Raw genomic sequence first — 21,995 nt, forward strand, 5'->3', positions numbered from 1 at the left:
ACTCTCAAAAGAATTGCTGGATTTATTTTAACTATATTCTGTTCAATTTTCAAAGACCATATTTTGTTATCGCTTCAAGCGACTTTCTTATCTTACCACTTACTAACTATTATGTCAATACTTTTTTAATAAGTTTTAACTTAATTGAAGTTAGAAGCTTTATTATTCATTGGAAGCGCTGCTCCCTAAGAACATAATCTATAATATCACCTTGATAAATATAAATATATCTTAATTTATCCTATTATTAAGTTTATTTTTATATTTCTCTGTTTTTCTACATTTTTAGTCTTTTTTCGACTATTGATACACCAGGATAAGTTATTCATTTTATATTCTATTTTATTACATATGTTGTATTTTTTATTTATAATGTACATTTATATTTCCACAAAAAAGAAGAGATTATTCATCTCTTCTCTAATATTTAAATATTTTTTATTATTCTTCTTATTCTGCTTACTACAGGGTCTGCCACAGTTCCTATTATTATTTGTACATTGTTTTTTCCTAATCTTATTATTTCTGTAGCTCCTATCTGTTTTAGCTTTGATTTCTCTACCTTATTACTATCCTTTAATTGCAACCTTATTCTAGTAATACACGAATCAACATGTTCGATGTTATTTTTTCCTCCAACTGCGTCTATAATACATTCTGCAATTTTATCTAGCTTAGACCTTAATGGTTTAATAGCTACCTCTTTATCTTCTAATTTATTAACATTTACCTCTTCTTTTTCTTTACATTCTTCAATATTATCATCATCCTCGTCTCTTCCAGGAGTCTTTAAATCAAATTTAGTTATACAGAAATAGAAAATTATAAAATAAATAATTCCCATAACCACCCCTACCAATATTAATAAGATAGGTCTCTCTGCCAAATTAAAATTTAATAAGTAATCTATAAATCCAGCAGAAAAGGAATAACCAGCCCTAATTCCTAAAAATGATGTAACAGCTAATGATAATCCTGTTAAAATAGCATGTATCAGAAATAATCCAGGGGCTAAAAACAAAAAAGAAAATTCAATAGGTTCTGTTATTCCTGTTAAAAATGATGTAAAAGCTATACTTACCAACATACCTGTAACTGCTTTTCTTCTATTTTTTTTAGCTGCTAAAATCATTGCCAAACATGCTGCCGGTAGAGCAAACATCATTATAGGAAAGAATCCTGTTTGAAATATACCAGCTGTTGGATCTCCACTTAAAAATCTAACCATATCTCCAGTAACAACTTCACCATTTGCAGTAGTAAATTCTCCAAATTGAAACCAAAATATTGAGTTTAGTGCATGATGAAGCCCAAAAGGTATTAATAATCTATTTAAAAAACCAAATATAAATGCTCCTATTATTCCAGATGTAGCTATCGTATTACCAAAGGAATTTATACTCTCTTGTATATTAGGCCAAATACCACCAAATACTAATCCTAATAATAACATTACAAAAGATGTTACAATAGGAACAAACCTTTTTCCTCCAAAGAATCCTAGAAATTGAGGTAATCTTATCTCTTTATATTTATTATATAGTAATCCTGCAACTATTCCCGCAATCATTCCGGCTAAAACTCCCATATCAATTATACTACTACCTTGATATAACTGTTCAGCAAAACTATACGTCACATTTGTAAACACAAAATATCCAATAGCTCCTGCTAAGCCTGCACTTCCATTATTATCATCTGCTAATCCAACAGATATACCTATTGCAAATAATAAATTCATTTGATTTATTACTGCTTCTCCTGCAGCAACCATCCACGGTATACCATTTCCTCCAAACAAGTTAGGTCCCCATACATCTGCTTTACCTAATCTCAACATCAATGCTGCTACAGGTAGAGCCGCAATAGGTATCATAATAGCTTTTCCTAATAGTTGAAAAAAGTTTAATAACTTATTAATTTTACTTCCCATAATAACGTTACCTCATTATTTATAGTTTTATCTTTAGAATTACCTCTTCTAATTATTCATATAAAAAAGGCGTAGTTTAGCTAACTACACCTTATTTTATCATTTACTTTTCACAAATTACATATCGTTACTAGTTTTACATAACAATTTAAATTCATCTGCTACAAATTGTACTTGTGTTCCAATTATAACTTGTATGCTTGTTTTTCCTGGTCTTATAATCCCACTTACACCTGCTGATTTAATAATTTTTTCATTTACCTTTGTATTATCTCTAATTTCTAAACGTAATCTTGTAATACAGTTATCTACTGAAACTATATTTTCAACTCCACCTAAACCTTCTAATATAGTAGATGCAATTTCTGTATAGTTATTGTTTGAAAGCTTAACTTCTACTTCATCTTCGCTTTCTTCTTCCCTTCCAGGAGTCTTTAAGTTAAACTTAGTAATTGCAAATCTGAATGTTATATAGTAAATTACTGCAAATACTAATCCAACCGCTAATAGTATTATTGGATTTTCAGCCATTGGAGCTTTGAAACTTAAAATGTAGTCAACTAAACCAGCACTGAAGTTAAATCCAGCTCTTGTTGGTAATAATGTACATACAAATGCTGATATACCTGTTAATCCAGCATGAAGAACGTATAGTCCTGGCGCTAAGAACATAAATGCGAATTCTAATGGTTCTGTAACTCCTGTAAAGAATGAACCTACTGCTGCTGCTAATAATAAACCATAAACAGCTTTTTTCTTATTGTCTTTAGCTGTATGATACATAGCTAAAGCTGCTGCTGGAAGACCAAACATCATAACCGGGAAGAATCCAGTCATATACATACCAACTACTCCATAAGTACCTGTTCCAGCCCAGAAGTTACCTAAATCATTTATTCCAGCTACATCAAACCAGAATACTGAGTTAAGTGCATGGTGAAGTCCTGTTGGTATTAATAATCTATTTAAGAATGCATAAATTCCTGAACCGATTGCTCCTGTTGAAACTATTGATTTCCCAAATGATACTAGTGCTCCGTAAACTACAGGCCATACAAATAATAATACTAGTGCAGCAATTATTGATGCTCCCGCTGTCACTATAGCAACACATCTCTTACCACTGAAGAATGATAACGCTGCTGGTAACTTAGTTCCTTTAAACTTATTATAAGCTGTAGCACCAATTACTCCAGATAATATACCTGTAAATTGAGTTGCTATTTTACCAAAAGCAGCTGGAACTTCTGCAACATCTATCCCTTTAAGCATTGCTACTGATTCCGGTGCTAATAATGTAGTTATCATTAACCATGAAACAAGACCTGCTAATCCAGCTGTGCCATCATTATCATCTGACATACCAACCGCAACCCCTATTGCAAATAATATACCCATGTTATCTATTAGTGCACTACCAGCTTTTATTAAAAATGCTGCTGCTGCACTATTTGCTCCCCATCCTGATGGATCCATCCAATAACCGATACCCATTAAGATGCTTGCAACTGGTAACGCTGCAACGGGAAGCATTAAAGATTTACCTAATTTTTGAAAATACTTCATCATAATAAATTATCCTCCTATTTTTTATATTATTTAAATATTAAATGCTCCAACAAAGTTATTCTTTTAATTTTAAGCAATAAAAAAAGCTGAAAAGAATATAGAAATATCCTCTTCAGCTAATGCCCCTATTTATTGGTTACACGCTTCATATTTAAATGTTATTAAATTTATATTAGTTATTTTATATTTTAATTCAACATTTGTCAACGATTTCAGATAAATATTTTTATTCTTTTTGCATTGACACCATTATTTTGAATATATATAATAAAATTAAAATATGTTACTGTTAAATCAGGCATAAGTTTTTCTTGTTAGATTAAACTTATGCCTTTTATTTTTATAATAATAATTTGCTTTGAGAAAGGAAGTGACTTCCTGATTTATTCAGGAAATAATATGGCTAATTTTTTTAAGAATTTATTTAAGTCAAAATCAAAAGTTGAAGAAGCTCCAAAGAACTTTTTAGTTGCAGCTGCAACAGGAAATGCAATTCCACTATCAGAAGTTCCAGACCAAGTTTTCGCACAAAAACTAGCAGGTGATGGAATGGCTATAATGATCACTGGAGACACTGTAGTTGCTCCTGCTGATGGAGAATTATCTTTAGTATTCAAAACTAAGCATGCTTTCGCTATGACTTTAGAAAATGGACTTGAAATATTAGTTCATATCGGAGTAGATACTGTTAGCTTAAACGGTGAAGGTTTCGAACAATTAGCAGAACAAGGAACAAAAGTAAAAGCTGGTACTCCAATAATAAAAATAGATAGAGAGTTTATATTAAGCAAAGGATTATCTTTAGCTACTCCAGTATTAATAACTAATGTAGATGCTGCTAAATCAATAACTCCTGTTGAATCTGGTTCAGTTGTTGCTGGAGAAACTGCAGTAGTAAATTTTGAAGTTTAATTTTAAATATAAAAAAAGCTAAGTTTTACTTAGCTTTTTTTATGTCTCAATAGAAACCCTAAATCGTTCAATATGCATTGCTAAATAAGCAATTTCATCTTCAGTAACTTCTTTTTCTAATTCTTCTTCAATAAATTTAGATACTTCTTGGGCTATTTTGTATGCAAGTGGATATACATTCCTTATAACACCAACTAAATCATTCTTCAATCTTTTATCTGTAAGTATTCTTTCTATTGCAAATCTTATATGGGTTACAAACCTAGCATAATCTAATGACTTTTTATCAATCTCTATATTTAAGCAATCTTCAATATACTCTATTACTGTATTACTTAAATAACTATATTTTATAGTATTAGATAATTTGCCACTATTTCTAGCTGAATGAATATGTAAAGTAATAAAACCTAATTCACCATCAGGAAAACTAACCTTATAAGCATCATATATTTTTTCTGCAAATATTTTTGATAGTTCGAACTCTTTAGCATATAGTGTTTCTATCTCCACTATGAATGGATTTTCTATATCCTCACCTTTTTTAATTCTTCTTATAGCAAGCGCTAAATGATCTATTAAGCTTATATGAATTGATTCATTTAATTCTTCACCTAACTTATCAGAAACTTCTCTTATAGCTTCTTCACATAAACCAATAAAACTTTTATCAATCCTATTAATGACCCCTTTAAGATTTTCTTGATTTTGTTCATTTTCAATAGTAAATATTTTATCTACTTCTAAACCAGCTTCTAATATTTGGCCAAACTTTTTTGTTAAATCCAATCCCTCTACAAAATAGTATTTTCTCAACTGACTTATCTCTAACTAGTATAATATTGTTATTTAAAACTTTACTTACTATCGTATCATTTGTTAAAACTATTCCCATTTACATACTCTCCTATAATACTATAACTATATTATCTTATAAAAAGTTATGTGATCTCTCCAGCTACCATTAATATATAAATAGTTTTTGTTTAATCCAACCTCTTCAAACCCACAAGATAATAATACTCCCTTAGATCTAACATTATCAGTAAGGATTGAAGCTTCTAATCTATGTAAATCTAAATAATTCTTAGCATATTCTAAAGCTAGATTTACAGCTTCCTTCATATACCCTTTACCTTCATACTCTTTGTCTATTGAGTATCCAACTATTCCGTTCTTAAATACCCCATAAACAACATTAGAAATCTTTATTTTCCCTATAAGCTTATCATCTTTATATATTCCTAAATCACTACCTGCTCCCGTCATTAATTGTCTATAGCTCTCTAGCAATATTTCTTTCTGTACCTCATACGTGTAAAAGCTACTATCTCTAGTTGGCTCAAAATTTTTTAAATGATCTTTATTTCTTATGTAATATTCAGTAAGCTCTTCTGCATCATCAGGAGTAAAATTTCTTATTTTAATATTACGTCCTTTTAATTCTACTATAGTATTTCTACTACAATTAATATATTCATTTCTATTTATACCTAACCCTAATTCATCTTGGAAATTTCCCTTTATGAAAAGATTATCTGTAAATATTGCTTCTAAAGTAAATCCCATATCTAAAAAAGGACTTAAATTGGTATTTTCATTCACTATAAAATTCGCCTTAAATATATCATTATCTTTAAATATAGCTTTTAATATTGACTTTATTGCATCTTTTAATAAATCATAGTTTTTATCTCTATAAAACTTTAACTTTACATTGCATTTTTTATTTTCTTTGTCTAATTCAACTATTGTAAATCTGCCTATAAGTATTTTATCTTTATCTTTAATAACATAATCATTTAATGTTCCATTAACTAGCTCAATATATATTTCCTTTTGGTTTTCCATAGTAAATCTCCTAAAAATTAGTTATCTTATCCTATTATACAAATAAATTTATCTAAAACTCAACTAACATTATAATCAAATTTTATTTATATTAACTTTAATTCAATTTGTAATATATATTTTTTCATAATAATATATTTTATTAAAATAATTATACAGGATGTGAGCTTATATTTAAATTTATAAAGAAAATATTTAAGAAATTTCACTTTAAAAAACTACTTATATTTTCATTAGTAATATTATCATTAGGAATTTTTTTAGGATTTAGATATTCATATAAACTAAAAAACATAGGTTCTTTTCTAAATATATATAAAGATGTTACTATACTAACCGAAGAAACCTTAGTTAATGAAGTTAAAACTGTAAATAAACTCATTCCTTTAGAAGTCGAATTAAGCCAGAGTGTATTAATAGACAAAAGTTTTTTTGATTTAGATATATTCAAAAAATGTAAAACTATAACGTTTTTCGCTAACTGCTCTTATTCCGTAGATTTTTCTAATATTACCACCAAAGATATAATTTTAGATAATTCAAATAAACATATTACTATATCTATTACATCTCCTGAGATTTTTAGCATTAATATAGATGAAACTAAAACAAGATATTCTGATCCTGAATTAGGCTTATTGAGATTTGGTGATATTCAACTATCCTCTGAAGAATTTGGAGATTTGAGAACAAAGCTTTATGATGAGTTTAAAATAATGATGAATAGCAAATCATTAAAGGATCAAGCTATTTCAAATACTAAATCTTCTCTTGAAAAAATTATTTATAATCTAATAGGAGAAAAATATACAATAGATGTTAATGTTACTAACTAAACTTATAGGTTAAAAGCTGACTTAATCGATATAAAAATGCTACTATTTATAGTGAGGAAAAGTTAACTAACATTAAAATAAAAAGTATTAGTATATATGCTTTTCACTACTGGATAGGCAATATCTTTCCTATCCAGTAGTGACTTTTTTTCCTTTGATGCAGTCAAATTTTTCCCAAAGTGCTTTGCACTTTATTTATTTATTCCAACTAAATCTTTTATTACTTCTCCTGCAATTATCATTCCCGCTACTGGTGGAACAAATGGCATACTACCTGGAGTTTGTCTTTTACCTGATGGAACAGCATCACCTTTATCTGGTGTCATTGGCATTTCCTCAGAATAAACTACCTTTAACTTTTTAACACCTCTCTTTTTAAGCTCTGATCTCATAACCTTAGCAAGAGGGCATACCTTTGTCTTAAATACATCTGTAACTCTAAATTGACTTGGGTCCATTTTATTTCCTGTTCCCATAGAGCTCATAATTTTTATATTATTTTCATAACAATACTTAGCTAAAGCTAACTTTGATGTTACAGTATCTATAGCATCAACTACATAATCAACATCACTTGGTATTATTTCCTCAAGATTATCAGCTGTTAAAAATACTTGTTTTGCTTCTACTTTACAGTCTGGATTAATCGATAAAACTCTTTCTTTCATAGCTTCAACTTTTATCATACCAACAGTATTACGTGTAGCATGAATTTGTCTATTTAAATTTGAAATACATATTGTATCATTATCTACCAAAATTAAATTTCCTACCCCAGCTCTAGTTAGTGCTTCTACTACAAAGCTTCCTACTCCACCAACACCAAATACTATTACCTTAGATTTAGCTAATGTATCTAATCCTTCATTTCCTATAAGTAATCCGGTTCTACATACTGGACTTAATGACATCGTCTTACTCTCCTTTGTGTATTATTTTTTACTATTTTAGACCATAATACTTTCATATACAATGTTTTTTTCTTACAATAACAAAAGATATTATTTAAATTTAATAGAAAGCTACTAAAAATTTAAAATAACCATTATAATATTCGTAGACTAATATTGTTTTAAATTATATTATAGGAGGACTTATTATGGTATTAGGTATAATAGGCGCTATGTCTGAAGAATTAGAAATTCTTTTAAAAGATATGAGCTTAGAAGATGTTCAAGTTAAAGCAAATATGAAATTCCACAAAGGTATGCTATGGGGAAAAGAGGTTGTAGCTGTTGTTTGTGGTATAGGTAAGGTTAATGCAGCAATATGTACTCAAATTCTTGCATCTGAATATAATGTTTCAGCAGTTATAAATGTTGGTGTTGCTGGTGGTATAGGAAAAGATATATATCCTGGAGATGTAGTTATAGCTGAGAACTTAGTTCAATATGATATGGATACAACAGCCTTTGGAGATCCTATGGGGCAAATCCCAAGATTAGATACATTTGATTTCAAATGTGATGCTAAACTTATAGAAACTGCTAAAGCTGCTTGTGAAGAAGCTACAGATTTTAAAACTTTCTCTGGAAGAATAGTTTCTGGTGATATGTTCGTTGCTTCTATAGACAAAATCAAATGGCTTGAAGCTGAATTTGGAGCTTTAGCTTGTGAAATGGAAGGAGCAAGTATAGCTCACGTTTGTTACTTAAACAAAATACCATTTGTAGTTATTAGATCAATATCTGATAATGCAAATAACGGAGCTCATATGGACTTTGAAAAATTCACACCTATCGGAGTTAAGAATTCTACATTTATATTAAAGTCAATGATAACAAAACTTTAATTTAGTTAAAACCGACAAGTGATAAATTAAATGATTAAAGTCAGCATTGCTGACTTTAAAAATATTTTTTCTAAAACTGCATAAGCAGTTTTTTTATTTACTTGTCACTGTTAACTTGTTATTTACCACTAATTAAACTTGTGTATAAAAATTCCGCTCCTTGGCTTTGGCTCAAACCATGTTGATTTTGGCGGCATAATTCCACCTTCATCTGCAATGCTCATAATATCGCTCATCTCAATAGGATATAACGAGAAACTAACAGCCATATCTGTATCAGCCCTTTTTTCTAACTCCTTAAGCCCTCTTATTCCTCCAATAAATTCAATTCTATCTGACTTTTTAGGGTTATCTATTCCTAAGATAGGAGCTAGTATATTATTTTGAAGAATTGATACATCTAATTCCTCACTCTTTACCTTTTCATTTATTATTTCTCTATTAGCTTCGAGTATATACCACTCTTTATCAATATACATACCAAATGTGTGCTTTCTCTCTGGCGATACTGGCTTATTGTTATCAGATTTTTTAATTTTAAATTTTTTAGATACCTCTTCTAAAAATTCTTTCTTAGTGTATCCATTTAAATCTTTTATCGTTCTATTATAATCTAATATATTTACCTCACTGTCAGGGTAGGCTATAGCTAAAAAATAATTTATTTCATCATTAAAATTATCTTTATTATTATTTTTTTTATTTTCCATAGCAACTCTAGCTGCAGCTTCTATCCTATGATGTCCATCTGCAATATATAAATTTTCTATATTATAAAATGATTCCGTTATATATTTTATATCATCTTTGTTATCAATTTTCCAAACAACATGAGTTATATTATCATCAGCTACAAAATTATATATAGGATTAAGTTTAATATATTTATTTATAATATCTGTTATAGACTTATTTTCTCTATAAACCAAAAATATAGGCCCTGTATGAGCATTGCAATATTTTATATGCTTTACTCTGTCTATACCTTTATCATCCCTTATATTTTCATGTTTTTTTATTTTATTTTCTATATACTCCTCTATAGATGCACATATAACTAATCCTGTTTGATTTTTTCCATTCATAATCTGCCTATAAATATAGAACATAGGCTCTTTATCTTGAATATATATTCCTTCTTTTATCATACTATCTAATAAATCTCTAGAACATTCATATACTCTATCATCATATTTGTATATATCTTTAGATAGGTTTACTTCCCCTCTATCAACTCTTAAAAAAGAGTACTTATTATCTTTTACTAACGCCCTAGCTTCTTCACTATTAACAACATCATATGGTGGAGCTGCCACATACTCAACTAAATCATTTACAGGTCTATATGCTCTAAAAGGTCTTATTATAGCCATGTTAATGTACCACTTCCTTCTAAAAAAACTACTTTATATCAAAGAAATCTATTATTATATTTACTACCTCACTAGCTATTCTATCCTGCGCCTCTTTAGTTGATGCCCCAACATGAGGAGTTACGCTCACTCTCTTATGATTTATAAGCTTTTTATTTAATGTGGGCTCCTGCTCAAACACATCTATTCCTGCACCAGCCACTTTTCCATTATCTAAAGCCTCTACTAATGCCTCTTCATCTACTACCTTACCTCTTGCACAATTTATTAAATATACTCCTTCTTTCATTAACTCAAATTCCCTTTTACCAATAAGATATCCTGTTTTCTTATCATAAGGAACATGTAATGAAATAAAATCAGATGTACTTAATAAATCTTCTAATGATTCAAACTTATAAGTAAGGTCATCATACTTACCTTCGATTGTGTAATACACCACATTCATTCCAATTGCTGATGCTTTTTTAGCTAATGATCTTCCTATACGTCCCATTCCTATTATGCCCAGAGTTTTTCCTGCAAGCTCTACACCTTCATACTCTTTTTTATTCCAACTACCCATCCTCATAGTAAAATTTGAATCTGCCAAAAATCTAGCAACTGAAAACATATGAGCAATTGCAAGTTCTGCTACAGAATCTGAACTTGCATTAGGTGTATTTCTAACTTCTATCCCTAACTTATTGGCATAGGTCACATCTATATTATCTACTCCTACACCTGCTCTTATTATCAATTTAAGGTTACTTTTATTAGTTAAACTATCTAATATATCAGAGTCTATCTTAGTTGCCGATCTTATTGTAATAACATCAAAATCCTTTAAAATATTTTTCAATTCTTCCTTACTATAATGATAATTAGTAACTTCAATCCCCAATAGTTTCAAATTATCAATAGCCTCTTGTTGTAAGCCGTCATTTGTTAATACTTTAATCATATAATTCCCCCCCTTTTATCTACAATTGCAAGCTATTTCAATTGTAATATATCATTTATATGACTTAGTAATTCATTTATATCTTCAACTGTACAGTCAGCCATGTGAGCTATTCTAAATGTTTTTTCTTTTAAATCCCCATATCCATTAGAAATTTGGAATCCTCTTCTGCCTAATTCCTTATTTAAATTTGCTACACTTATATTTCTATTATTTTTAATAGTAGTTAAAGTATTTGATATATATCTCTCATCTGGAAATAACTCAAAATATTTTTTTCCCCACTCTCTAACTACATTTGCCATTTCAATATGCCTTGCAAATCTATTTTCTAGTCCTTCTACATTTAAAATATAATCTAATTGATAATCAAGTGCATACATATGTGAAATTGATGGTGTTGATGGATATTGATAATCCTTCTTTTTAATATATTTATATAAAGCTAATAAATCCAAGTATGTTCCTCTAAATTTAACCTTCTCAGCATTTTTTATTGCTTTATCAGAAAAAGTACATATTGCCATTCCAGGTGGCAATCCTATGGCTTTTTGAGTTGAAGTTATACATATATCTATTCCATATTTGTCTACCTCAATTTTACTTCCAGCTGCAGAGCTTACTGCATCAACAGCAAATACAACCTCTGGATATTTTTTAACCACCTCTGAAATTTCTTCGATTGGATTCATTATCCCTGTAGAAGTTTCATTATGAGTTACTGTTAAAAAATCATATTTCCCTGTAGATAAAGCTTTATCTATCTCATTAACATTTAAAGCCTTCCCTTTATCCACTTCATAAATATCTGCAGGAACATTATTGCTCACAGCCATTTCGTACCATCTTTTCCCAAAGGCTCCAACAGAAAATACAGCTGCTCTTTTTGCTGTACAAGACCTTATAGCTCCTTCCATAAGTCCACTTCCAGATGTGGTGGATAATAATATTTCACTTTCTGTATAAAATAACTTTCGCATTTTATCGCTTATAGATTTTTGTAATTCTGATGCTTCCTTACTTCTATGCCCAATCATAGGAGTGGCCATCTTTTCCAATACTTCTTTTTTAACTTCTACTGGTCCAGGTATAAAAAGTTTCTTGTGCATTTTCTGCCTCCTTTTCTTTTATATAATCTTATTTTTATTATAATATTTATATTAATTAATTATTGTTCCTATGAAATATTGTCAATAAAAAAAATCCTATGTTTCCACATAAGATTTATTTAATATCTATTCCTCATCAAAAATTAATACTGATTCTGTTTCTCTACAATATTTAACACATATACATTGACCTAAATGTCTAGGGCACTTATAACATACACATCCATCACCTTTTCCATCACAAGTACCTTTCTTAAGTTCAGGGCAATATGCACAATTAACTCCATTTCCAGCTGCCATAAACATTCCTCCTTTTTGTATTTCTTAAAAAGCTAAATTTATTATTAACTCTAAATCTACTCTTATAACTTTATATAAGCATTGTATTTCTCTTAAGATTATATAATTTTAAATTATAACTTACAAGAATTTACACGTATATTTATATATTCATTGGATAAATTAATATCATAAATAATCATCATATATGATGATTATTTATGATAACGGGTGTAAGCGGATGTAGTGCTTACACCCTGATTTTTTTATAGTAACACTTTTTATATTACTCCATAAAATGCTTATATAAGAGCTTTTCACTCATTGGCAATTCAAAATATTCTAACTCCCATCTATGAAACTACAGGGAACCTATCCAAAATAGGTTCCCTGTAGTTTTAAAAAAACAACTTAAATATTATTAAAAATATTATCCCTGGTATTCCTAAAAATCCAGCAATAAGTGCTGTCACAGGGTTTATTACTAAAGAAAAATTAAAATATGCACCTATGTAGTTGGTTAGGTATAATAATACTATCCCAACTAGTCCATTTATAAGTATCTTTATCGGCCACTTAAGTAACTTTATAACCAAAAATAATAAAGCTAAACCTACTAGTCCGTAAATAATAAGTTCCATATCCATAATATAACCTCCATATAATATTACACAATTAATATTATGCTATATTATACCAGTTTATATGTTATATTTCTATAATTTCTCCATATTCTTCCTTGGCAATGCTAAATAAATAATCAAATCTTTTTTTAGCAGCTGTTTCTTTATATATTGCTGCTTCTATAAGTCTAGGATCGTTAGTATTATTAAATAGACTTTCAGCAGCTTCCATTTCATTAATTGTTTCTCTTAACTCTGTTAATATCTGCTGACTTATACGTTCTTCCTTTTCATATTTAATTAACAGAAAATCTAATATATTCTTTTTAATCATAGAACCTCCTAAAAATATTTTTACTTGTTATTATTAACATTATTAGTAAATTCTATTCATAATACTTAACTTAAATACATTTAAAACTCCCTAAATGAATTTTCAGCTTCATAATATACCTATAAAAATAAAGTTGAAATAATATATATATGTAAACTTATCACTGGATATTATCTAGAACTTTATTATTTATGTAATAAAAATTACGTTAAAAAATTTTACTTTTCTGAGCCTAAGCTAGTTCTAAGCCTTTAGTAATTTTTATGAGATAAATGATAAAAATTCTTATATTATCAAGTCAGTGCTTAATTATATATATTGTTTCAACTTTTATATTCTAAGTACTTCTATATTTCTTTTCTTCCTTCTAGTGCTTTTGAAAGTGTAACTTCATCAGCGTACTCTAAGTCCCCACCAACCGGTAGACCAGATGCTATTCTTGTAACCTTAATATCTAAAGGTTTAAGTATTCTTGATATATACATAGCAGTAGCTTCACCTTCTACATTAGGGTTAGTAGCTATTATAACCTCTTTTACATCAGCACTCATTCTTGCAACAAGTTCTCTTAATTTTATATCTTGTGGCCCTCTTCCTTGCATTGGAGAAAGATTTCCATGAAGAACATGATAACTTCCGTTAAACTCTTTAACCTTCTCCATAGTCATTATATCCTTTGGTTGCTCCACTACACATATGACATTCTTATCTCTGCTTGGATTTGAACATATTGCACAAGGATCTTTATCTGTAAAGTTTCCACATATAGAACAATATTTTATTGTTCCTCTAGCCTTAACTAATGCATCTGCAAATTCTTTTACCTCTTCTTCTGGCAAATTTAATATATGTAATGTTAACCTTTGAGCAGTCTTTTGACCAATGCTTGGCAACTTTGCAAATTCTTCAATTAATTTTTCTATGGCAACTGGATAAAAGTCCATATTACTCCTCCTTCCTTTGTTTTAAATCATAAATTTTAACTTTCAGTTAAGTTCGATTAACAAAATCGCAGATTTTGAGTCTCACTTAATTTATAAGGCATACAAAGATTTTACTTTGTATGCCTCTAATATATATTAAAACATTCCCGGTATATTCATTCCACCAGTTAATTTACCCATTTTGTTAGCTGTTTCTTCTTCAGCTTTCTTTAATGCTTCATTAACTGCGCTAAGTACTAAATCTTCTAACATTTCTACGTCATCTGGATCTACTACTTCTTCTTTAATTTTTATTGAAAGAACTTCCTTCTTACCATTAACTTTAACTAATACAGCTCCGCCTCCAACTGAAGCTTCGAATTCTTTTTCTTCTAACTCTTGTTGAGCTTGAGCCATTTCTTTTTGAAGCTTTTGAGCTTGCTTCATTAGGTTATTTATGTTTCCTCCACCGAAACCACCTGGGAATCCACCTCTTGCCATAACATATCCTCCTTGAAATAAAAATATATTCTTTATTATATATTATTTTAAAATATTTTACTATAAGCGATAATCTAAAAATATAATTCTAAATGACTCTTATTCATCTATAATATCAACCAAATCTGCGCCAAATGTTTCTACTAATATATCTTCTGTACGCTTTTCACCTTTATTTTCTTCTTCTACAATAAAATTAACTTTAACCTCTTCTCTTAATACTTCTGAGAATATATCATTAATCACGCTTTTGTATTCAACTTTATCTAATCTATCTTTACTTAATTTATAATCACTATCAAATTGAATAGTTACTATTCCCTTTGAGCAAGCTACAGGTCTTCCAGTTAATATAGAAGCATATATTATCATAGCTCTTCTAGCCTTAAATCTATCTAATATATCTTTCCAAGCCTTTTGAACGTCATTAATACTTAATGTAGAATTACTATTTCCACCTTGAATATTCTGAGAAGTAGAACTAAGTTGTTTGTTAACTGCTTTATTAGCAACAATTTGCTTTGTATTTGCTATTTCATTTTTGACACCTTCAGTTGCCACAACTTTAATATTACCACTCTTTAAATTTTCTTCTAATTTATTTAATCTTGATAATATTACTTCATTAGATGTATCATATTCTATTTTGCACATTTTTATTATAGCCAATTCTAAATATAATCTTGCTTGTTTGCTTAATTTTGCATTTCCCTCAGCCTCTTGAAGTATTCTTATACATCTCATTATTTCTTCAGCTCTTAATCTTGCAGACTGCTCTTTGATAAGTGCTATATTTTCTTCTGACATATCTAATACTTCTTCTGGATTATTAGTTACTTTTGCCATAAGTAAATTTCTATAATGAGATATTAAATCTTTTATAAACAAATAAATGTCTTTTCCTGAAAAAACTACATCCTCTATTACTCCTATAGCCTTCTCAACACTTCTCTGAATAATAGCATTTGTTAAATTAAATAAATGCTCATTTGTTACTAGGCCTAGCATACCTATTAAAGTGTCATATTGAACATTCCCATTTCCCATAGAAATTGCTTGATCTAATATACTTAAAGAATCTCTCATTGCTCCATCAGAAATTCTTGCAATTAAGTTCAAACTTTTATCGTCAGCCATAACACCTTGTTCTGTAACTATCTTTCTAAGTCTATCTGTTATATCACTATTACTTATTCTCTTAAAATCAAATCTTTGACATCTTGAAAGGATAGTTATAGGAAGTTTCTGAGGATCTGTTGTTGCCAAAATAAATATTACGTTACTTGGTGGTTCTTCTAATGTTTTTAAGAAAGCATTAACAGCCCCAGCTGAAAGCATATGAACCTCGTCCATTATATATACCTTAAATCTAGCTTCTTGAGGTGGATATTTAACATCATCTATAATATCTCTAATCTTATCTACCCCATTATTTGAAGCTGCATCTAATTCTGTAACATCTATTGCTAACCCCTCATTTATCTTTTTACACATTTCACATTCATTACAAGGCTCTCCATCTTTAGGATTTAAACAATTTAACGCTTTTGCAAAAACCTTCGCAGTTGATGTCTTTCCTGTACCTCTTGTTCCACAAAAAAGATACGCATGAGCTATTCTATTATTTAAAATTTGATTTTTTAATGTAGTTGTAATATGTTCTTGCCCTACTACATCATAAAACGTTTTAGGTCTCCATTCTCTATATAAAGCAGTATATGCCAAGGGATTCACCTCATTTTATCTCTATTTAATCTACTTTTATTATACCCAATATTTATTAATAGTTAAAGATTTTTCCCTAATCCAAAATTTAAACATCTACTTTATTTAAAACTAGTCTTAAAAAACATTAACAGATAGCAAAAAGCCCATATGCATAATTATTAATTTTTATGCATACAATCTTTCTTATCTCAAATTTTTATAGTTATTTTTTTAACATTATAATGTTATTTATATCCAAGTTTATGTTATTAAATTAACTTTTGTGTTTCTTTTTATATTTGTTTATTAATAATTATTCTTAATATTAACTATGCTATAATGATATTAAAATAGATTTTCGAGGTGAACCTATGACTAAAAACTTTATATCAAAAACAGATGAATTATTTAAAAATACATTAAACGAAATTCTTACAAACGGAACAAGTACAGAAGGTCACAAAATAAGACCTAAATATAAAGATGGGACTCCTGCTCATACACTATATATAAACCAAGTTGTTGAAAAGTACGATATATCTAAAGGAGAACTTCCTATTACTACTTTAAGACCTACAGCATGGAAATCAGCTATCAAAGAAATTCTATGGATATATCAAGACCAAAGCAATGACTTATCAGTATTAGAAGAAAAATACGGAATTATGTGGTGGAGAGACTGGGAAGTAAATAACTCTAATACAATAGGCCAAAGATATGGTGCTACTGTTAGAAAATATGATCTAATGAACAAATTACTAAAAGGATTAAAAAACGAACCTTACACTAGAAGACATATTATAGATTTATATCAATATTCAGATTTCGAAGAAACTGAAGGATTACATCCTTGTGCTTTTCTTACTGTGTGGTCTGTTAGAGGAGAATTCCTTGATGTAACCCTTCATCAAAGAAGTTCTGATTATTGTGTTGCAGGTCATGTTAACAAAGTTCAATATGTAGCGTTAATGATGATGGTAGCTAGACACGTTGGATTAAAGCCTGGAGTATTTATGCACGTTGTAGATAACCTACATATTTATGATAGACATATAGAGCAGGCTAAAGAATTAATCTCTAGAACACCTAGTGATAAACAACCTAAGTTAATACTTAAAGAAGGTAAAACAAACTTCTATGACTTCACAATCGATGATTTTGAAATGGTAGATTATGAGCCAGTTAAACCACAACTAAAATTTGAATTGGGGATATAATTATGATTAGTTTAATAGTTGCCATTGCACAGAATAATGTTATAGGTGGAGATAATAAACTTTTATGGCATATATCTGACGATTTAAAGAGATTTAAAAAAATTACTTCTGGTAATACAATAGTTATGGGTAGAAAAACATTTGAATCATTACCAAGGGTTCTCCCTAACAGGAAACACATAATATTGACAAGAGATAAAAATTACACTGTGGATAATCCTTCTGTAGAAGTTATCCACAATATCAACGATATTATCAACAATTTTAAAAATTCTCCTGTGGAAGTGTTTATAATTGGCGGAGGAGAAATCTATAATCAGTTTATTAATTCTGTGGATAAAATCTACTTAACAAAAGTTTTTAAAAACTTCGAAGGAGATACCACTTTCCCTGAAATAGATTATAATAACTGGAACATTACTTTTGAATCAGAAATATTCACTGATGAAAAAAGCAATATAAACTATCAGTTTATAAACTTAGAAAAATAAAAAAGCATAGAAAAATAGGGATATTTCTTGAGTAAGAAGAAATGTCCCTATTTTCCTGTCCTATTGTTTTTTGTCCTATATTGTTAATCCTATTGAAGAGTAACCAAATTTTATAAAAAGATAATATATATTAATTTTTCTATTATCTCTTAGATTCAAGAATTTATAGTCAAATTCTTAATTTCAAATAACTTTCTTAAACATTAAAAAAGCCTTTCCTATAGAAAGGTTTAATGAAAACCGTGCACCTCACTTCGGCAGTAATCTATATGCGTTACCTATGTAGTTAACTCAGGCTAGATTTATCCACGTCACACTCAGGGGCTACTTATCGCTGCTTCCTTCCGGACCTGACGAGGTTCATAGTCTTAAGTCGCGTGGGACCCCACCCTCAACATCACTTGCATAGGGGCAGACCATATAGACTAAAGCCTAGGTGAGGAATTCAATCCTGCTATAGCGGATTGCAGGTTACAGGGCACCGCTGACTCCCCATCTAGCACGGCTATGGCGGAGAGAGTGGGATTTGAACCCACGATAGAGTTTCCCCTATACACGCGTTCCAGGCGTGCTCCTTCGACCACTCGGACATCTCTCCATAATTACTAGAATAAATTCCTCTAGACTTTAACGTTTTGACACGTTATCTAATTATACACATATGTTAACATACAACTTAAAAAAGGTCAACCTAATTATCTTCTTCTATATTGCCCATTACATTTCATTTTTATATAACAAAAGAGCATTTATACATAAATATATTTATATATAATGCTCTTTATGCTAATCATGTAAATTAATCCTATTTTTTAGTTTTTTTCTTACAAGCAAAAATTATAACTACTATACCTAACAATATTCCAGTTAAACTAACTATTTGGGCTATTCTTAAACCATAAAACATTAAACTATCAGTTCTTAATCCTTCTATAAAGAACCTTCCAACAGAGTAAAGTATCATATAACTTCCCAAAACAATACCATGTTGTTGCTTTTTCTTATATAAAATATAAATAAGTATTGCAAAAACTAATAAATCCCATATAGATTCATATAAAAATGTTGGATGATAATAAGTTCCATTTATAAGCATTCCTTGTTGAATGAATTGAGGAAACTTACTTATAAATTGTTCTGTAACCGGTCCACCATGAGCTTCTTGGTTCATGAAATTTCCCCATCTTCCAATAGCTTGTGCTAATATTACTCCTGGCATTACAACATCGATGTATTCAAAGAAATTAACTTTCTTTACTCTAGTAAATATATAAGCTGTTAATAATCCAGCAATAAGTCCACCATGAATAGCTATTCCACCATTTCTAATATTAATCATATCCCATATTGAATGATAATTTTCAAATTCAAAGGCAACATAATATACCCTAGCCCCTATTATAGCTAAAGGAAAACTCCATAAAAATCCGTCGATAATAATATCAAAATTTAATTCTTTCTTCTTTGCAGTTATATATGTAACTCCAAAAGCTGCTAAAACACCACAAGCGATAATTATTCCATACCATCTAATTTGCATTCCAGCAATTTCAAAAGCAACTGGATTCACATAATCAACTCCTCTCTATTTTTTATTCTTTCTTCGTGTATCAAAAAATTTAGTAAGCATATCACTACACCTTTTATCATAACACCAATTAGTATTAACTCTACTATTAAATATATCATAATCTAAAAGATTAATCACAGTTCCACAAGCACCCATATCAATGTTAAAAGTCCCTATATACAAATTAGATATTCTAGAATGAGCTATTGCCGCAGCACACATCGCACAAGGTTCCAACGTAACATACATATCACATCCATTTAATCTCCAATCACCTATAGCTTTACTGGCCTCTTCTATTGCTAAAACCTCAGCATGAGCTGTAGATAACTTCATTGCTTCTTTCATATTACATGCTTTAGCTATAACTTCTCCATCTTTAACAATAACAGCTCCAACAGGAACTTCTCCTAAATCATATGCCTTTTGTGCTTCATCTAATGCTAAATCCATAAAATTCATAAAATCACCATAAAAATAAAGTACAAAGCACTTTGTTGAAAAGTTTGACTTCGTCAAAGAGAAAAAGTCAGCTGAAGCTGCTGGAAAAATATTGCCTACGTCAATAGAGAAAGGATCTCTAACGAGGTGAAATACTTTTTTCTGCTACTATAGTAGCATTTCCCCTTAACATAGTTAACTTTTCCCCGCTACATAGTAGCCTTTTCACCTCGACGAAGTCGACTTTTCACTTGTGAGCCTTAGCTCGCACTTTATTTAATTTAAGTATATATTCTAACTTTCTTGATTCTGTTTTTATCTACTTCTTCTACTACGAACCTTATATTGTTTAATTGAACCTCTTCATTTTGCTCTGGGAATCTTCCTAATTCTCCAATGACTAAGCCTCCAACGGAATCAAATTCTTCTGATTCCATATTAACACCTATAAGTTCACTTATATCATCTAGTCTTGCACTTCCATCAACTACAAACTCATCTTCTTTAATTACTTCTATTTCTTTTTCATAATCATCATACTCGTCTTCTATATCGCCAAAGACTTCTTCTATTAAATCTTCTATAGTAACTATTCCAACAGTTCCACCATACTCATCTAATACTACTGATATATGATTTCTAGTCTTCTTCATTTCTTTGAAAAGTTCTTTTATCTTCTTAAATTCAAAAGTATAATATGGCTCTCTCATGTAATCAGATACCTTAAAAGGTTTTGAATTTTTTTCAGCCATAATTAAGTCTTTTACATTTAATATTCCCACAATATCATCAATGGTTTGATTATATACCGGTATTCTTGAGAATTGTTCAGTCTTTATTATATCTAAAACTTCTTCATAGCTTGCATCTATATCCACAGCTATTACATCTACTCTTTGAACCATTACGTCTTTTACATGAGCATCGGCAAAATCAAAAACATTGAAAATCATTTCTTTTTCAACATCTTCTAATACACCTTCCTCTTCACTAACACCAACCATGGTTCTTAATTCTTCTTCTGTTATAAATGGTTCACTTGCCTTTGGATCTCCGCCAAATAATCTTATAAATATTGAAGATATAGCAGTAAAAATACCTATAAAAGGTTTTAGTATTTTAACAATCACATTGATTATCTTGCTTACCTTTAAAGCAACCTTTTCAGATTTTTGCTTTGCTATAGACTTTGGAGTTATTTCCCCGAAAATAAGTACTAATATAGTCATTACACCTGTTGCAATTCCTGCTCCTGCCGAACCAAATATTTTCGTGGCAATAGTAGTTGCAAGCGCAGATGCACCTATATTTACGACGTTATTTCCTATAAGTATCGCTCCTAAAAGCCTATTTGGGTCTTCCGTTAGTTTCTCAACTAGCTTAGCCCCCTTTACTCCCTCTTCCACCATATGCCTTATCCTAATTTTACTTAAAGACATTAGTGCTGTTTCTGACATTGAAAAAAATCCTGACATGATAAGCAAAATTATTAGTATTCCTATCTGCCATATGAGACTCGTGTCCAAAAATAATCACTCTCCTAATTTACAAAAATATTTTATTTTTAATTATATCATACGCTAAAATTATA

General features: G+C 29.6%; 21 protein-coding genes, 1 tRNA gene, 1 other RNA gene and 1 pseudogene. 5 read left to right on the plus strand and 19 right to left on the minus strand.

The annotated features are described in order from the left end of the window. Positions 1-427: 427 nt before the first annotated feature. Positions 428-1,933 (minus strand): N-acetylglucosamine-specific PTS transporter subunit IIBC, encoded by a 1,506-nt coding sequence (gene nagE, locus ARA56_RS11065; RefSeq protein WP_055266671.1) that lies wholly within the window; start codon positions 1,931-1,933, stop codon positions 428-430. Positions 1,934-2,050: 117 nt separating this feature from the next. Continuing rightward, entirely contained in the window at positions 2,051-3,502 is a 1,452-nt protein-coding gene (nagE, locus tag ARA56_RS11070) for an N-acetylglucosamine-specific PTS transporter subunit IIBC (RefSeq protein WP_055266673.1), read from the minus strand. A 399-nt stretch (positions 3,503-3,901) separates the two neighbouring features. Between nagE (ARA56_RS11070) and ARA56_RS11075 the strand changes: the two genes are divergently transcribed. Continuing rightward, complete coding sequence (locus ARA56_RS11075; RefSeq protein WP_055266675.1) at positions 3,902-4,414, plus strand: PTS sugar transporter subunit IIA; 513 nt, start codon at positions 3,902-3,904, stop codon at positions 4,412-4,414. Between the two features lie 39 nt (positions 4,415-4,453). Here ARA56_RS11075 and ARA56_RS11080 read toward each other — a convergent pair. Together ARA56_RS11080 and ARA56_RS11085 are read right to left on the minus strand one after the other, a co-directional pair. Continuing rightward, positions 4,454-5,309 (minus strand): annotated as a pseudogene (locus ARA56_RS11080) (BglG family transcription antiterminator). A 26-nt stretch (positions 5,310-5,335) separates the two neighbouring features. Further along, complete coding sequence (locus tag ARA56_RS11085; RefSeq protein WP_055266677.1) at positions 5,336-6,265, minus strand: GNAT family N-acetyltransferase; 930 nt, start codon at positions 6,263-6,265, stop codon at positions 5,336-5,338. A gap of 329 nt (positions 6,266-6,594) precedes the next feature. Here ARA56_RS11085 and ARA56_RS16965 point away from each other — a divergent pair, with 329 nt between their 5' ends. After that, positions 6,595-7,101, plus strand: a complete 507-nt coding sequence (locus tag ARA56_RS16965) for a DUF4230 domain-containing protein (RefSeq protein WP_278336525.1) — start codon at positions 6,595-6,597, stop codon at positions 7,099-7,101. 191 nt (positions 7,102-7,292) lie between these two features. On the opposite strand, the gene ARA56_RS11095 is transcribed toward ARA56_RS16965, so the two are convergent. After that, positions 7,293-8,012, minus strand: a complete 720-nt coding sequence (locus ARA56_RS11095) for a tRNA threonylcarbamoyladenosine dehydratase (RefSeq protein WP_055266681.1) — start codon at positions 8,010-8,012, stop codon at positions 7,293-7,295. Positions 8,013-8,200: 188 nt separating this feature from the next. On the opposite strand from ARA56_RS11095, the gene ARA56_RS11100 reads away from it, so the two are divergent. Then, positions 8,201-8,893, plus strand: a complete 693-nt coding sequence (locus ARA56_RS11100) for a 5'-methylthioadenosine/adenosylhomocysteine nucleosidase (protein ID WP_055266683.1) — start codon at positions 8,201-8,203, stop codon at positions 8,891-8,893. A 128-nt stretch (positions 8,894-9,021) separates the two neighbouring features. On the opposite strand, the gene ARA56_RS11105 is transcribed toward ARA56_RS11100, so the two are convergent. From ARA56_RS11105 to dnaX, 9 genes are all read right to left on the minus strand, one after another. After that, a complete protein-coding gene (locus tag ARA56_RS11105; RefSeq protein ID WP_055266685.1) occupies positions 9,022-10,266 on the minus strand; it encodes a DUF1015 domain-containing protein in 1,245 nt (414 codons plus the stop codon). Between the two features lie 28 nt (positions 10,267-10,294). Further along, positions 10,295-11,209: a D-2-hydroxyacid dehydrogenase gene (locus tag ARA56_RS11110; RefSeq protein ID WP_055266687.1), complete on the minus strand. Its 915-nt coding sequence runs from the start codon at positions 11,207-11,209 to the stop codon at positions 10,295-10,297. A 32-nt stretch (positions 11,210-11,241) separates the two neighbouring features. Further along, positions 11,242-12,318: a pyridoxal-phosphate-dependent aminotransferase family protein gene (locus ARA56_RS11115; protein WP_055266689.1), complete on the minus strand. Its 1,077-nt coding sequence runs from the start codon at positions 12,316-12,318 to the stop codon at positions 11,242-11,244. Between the two features lie 126 nt (positions 12,319-12,444). Further along, complete coding sequence (locus tag ARA56_RS16820; RefSeq protein ID WP_055266691.1) at positions 12,445-12,618, minus strand: hypothetical protein; 174 nt, start codon at positions 12,616-12,618, stop codon at positions 12,445-12,447. 377 nt (positions 12,619-12,995) lie between these two features. Beyond that, a complete protein-coding gene (locus ARA56_RS11125) occupies positions 12,996-13,244 on the minus strand; it encodes a pro-sigmaK processing inhibitor BofA family protein (protein WP_055266693.1) in 249 nt (82 codons plus the stop codon). A 61-nt stretch (positions 13,245-13,305) separates the two neighbouring features. Beyond that, positions 13,306-13,554: a DUF2508 family protein gene (locus ARA56_RS11130; RefSeq protein WP_055266695.1), complete on the minus strand. Its 249-nt coding sequence runs from the start codon at positions 13,552-13,554 to the stop codon at positions 13,306-13,308. Between the two features lie 347 nt (positions 13,555-13,901). Continuing rightward, the gene (recR, locus tag ARA56_RS11135; RefSeq protein ID WP_055266697.1) at positions 13,902-14,498 is read right to left on the minus strand and encodes a recombination mediator RecR; all 597 of its coding nucleotides are present in this window, start codon (positions 14,496-14,498) and stop codon (positions 13,902-13,904) included. 135 nt (positions 14,499-14,633) lie between these two features. Next, positions 14,634-14,978 (minus strand): YbaB/EbfC family nucleoid-associated protein, encoded by a 345-nt coding sequence (locus ARA56_RS11140; protein WP_055266699.1) that lies wholly within the window; start codon positions 14,976-14,978, stop codon positions 14,634-14,636. 99 nt (positions 14,979-15,077) lie between these two features. Further along, the gene (dnaX, locus tag ARA56_RS11145; protein ID WP_055266701.1) at positions 15,078-16,703 is read right to left on the minus strand and encodes a DNA polymerase III subunit gamma/tau; all 1,626 of its coding nucleotides are present in this window, start codon (positions 16,701-16,703) and stop codon (positions 15,078-15,080) included. A gap of 353 nt (positions 16,704-17,056) precedes the next feature. Between dnaX and ARA56_RS11150 the strand changes: the two genes are divergently transcribed. Together ARA56_RS11150 and ARA56_RS11155 are read left to right on the plus strand one after the other, a co-directional pair. After that, positions 17,057-17,902 (plus strand): thymidylate synthase, encoded by an 846-nt coding sequence (locus ARA56_RS11150; protein WP_084759022.1) that lies wholly within the window; start codon positions 17,057-17,059, stop codon positions 17,900-17,902. 2 nt (positions 17,903-17,904) lie between these two features. Then, positions 17,905-18,393: a dihydrofolate reductase gene (locus ARA56_RS11155; protein WP_055266703.1), complete on the plus strand. Its 489-nt coding sequence runs from the start codon at positions 17,905-17,907 to the stop codon at positions 18,391-18,393. A gap of 240 nt (positions 18,394-18,633) precedes the next feature. On the opposite strand, the gene ffs is transcribed toward ARA56_RS11155, so the two are convergent. The 5 genes from ffs to ARA56_RS11175 form a co-directional block, all read right to left on the minus strand. Then, positions 18,634-18,898, minus strand: an RNA gene (gene ffs / locus ARA56_RS16310) — signal recognition particle sRNA large type. Between the two features lie 3 nt (positions 18,899-18,901). Continuing rightward, a tRNA-Ser gene (locus ARA56_RS11160) sits at positions 18,902-18,991 on the minus strand. Between the two features lie 207 nt (positions 18,992-19,198). After that, positions 19,199-19,963: a prolipoprotein diacylglyceryl transferase gene (gene lgt, locus ARA56_RS11165; protein WP_055266705.1), complete on the minus strand. Its 765-nt coding sequence runs from the start codon at positions 19,961-19,963 to the stop codon at positions 19,199-19,201. Between the two features lie 15 nt (positions 19,964-19,978). Beyond that, a complete protein-coding gene (locus ARA56_RS11170; protein ID WP_055266707.1) occupies positions 19,979-20,425 on the minus strand; it encodes a nucleoside deaminase in 447 nt (148 codons plus the stop codon). 260 nt (positions 20,426-20,685) lie between these two features. Continuing rightward, on the minus strand, positions 20,686-21,930 hold the full coding sequence (locus ARA56_RS11175; protein ID WP_055266709.1) for an HlyC/CorC family transporter: 1,245 nt from the start codon (positions 21,928-21,930) through the stop codon (positions 20,686-20,688). Positions 21,931-21,995 lie beyond the last annotated feature (65 nt).

Origin of the sequence: Clostridium disporicum (assembly GCF_001405015.1) — a bacterium.
In the GTDB taxonomy this organism is placed as follows: domain Bacteria; phylum Bacillota; class Clostridia; order Clostridiales; family Clostridiaceae; genus Clostridium; species Clostridium disporicum_B.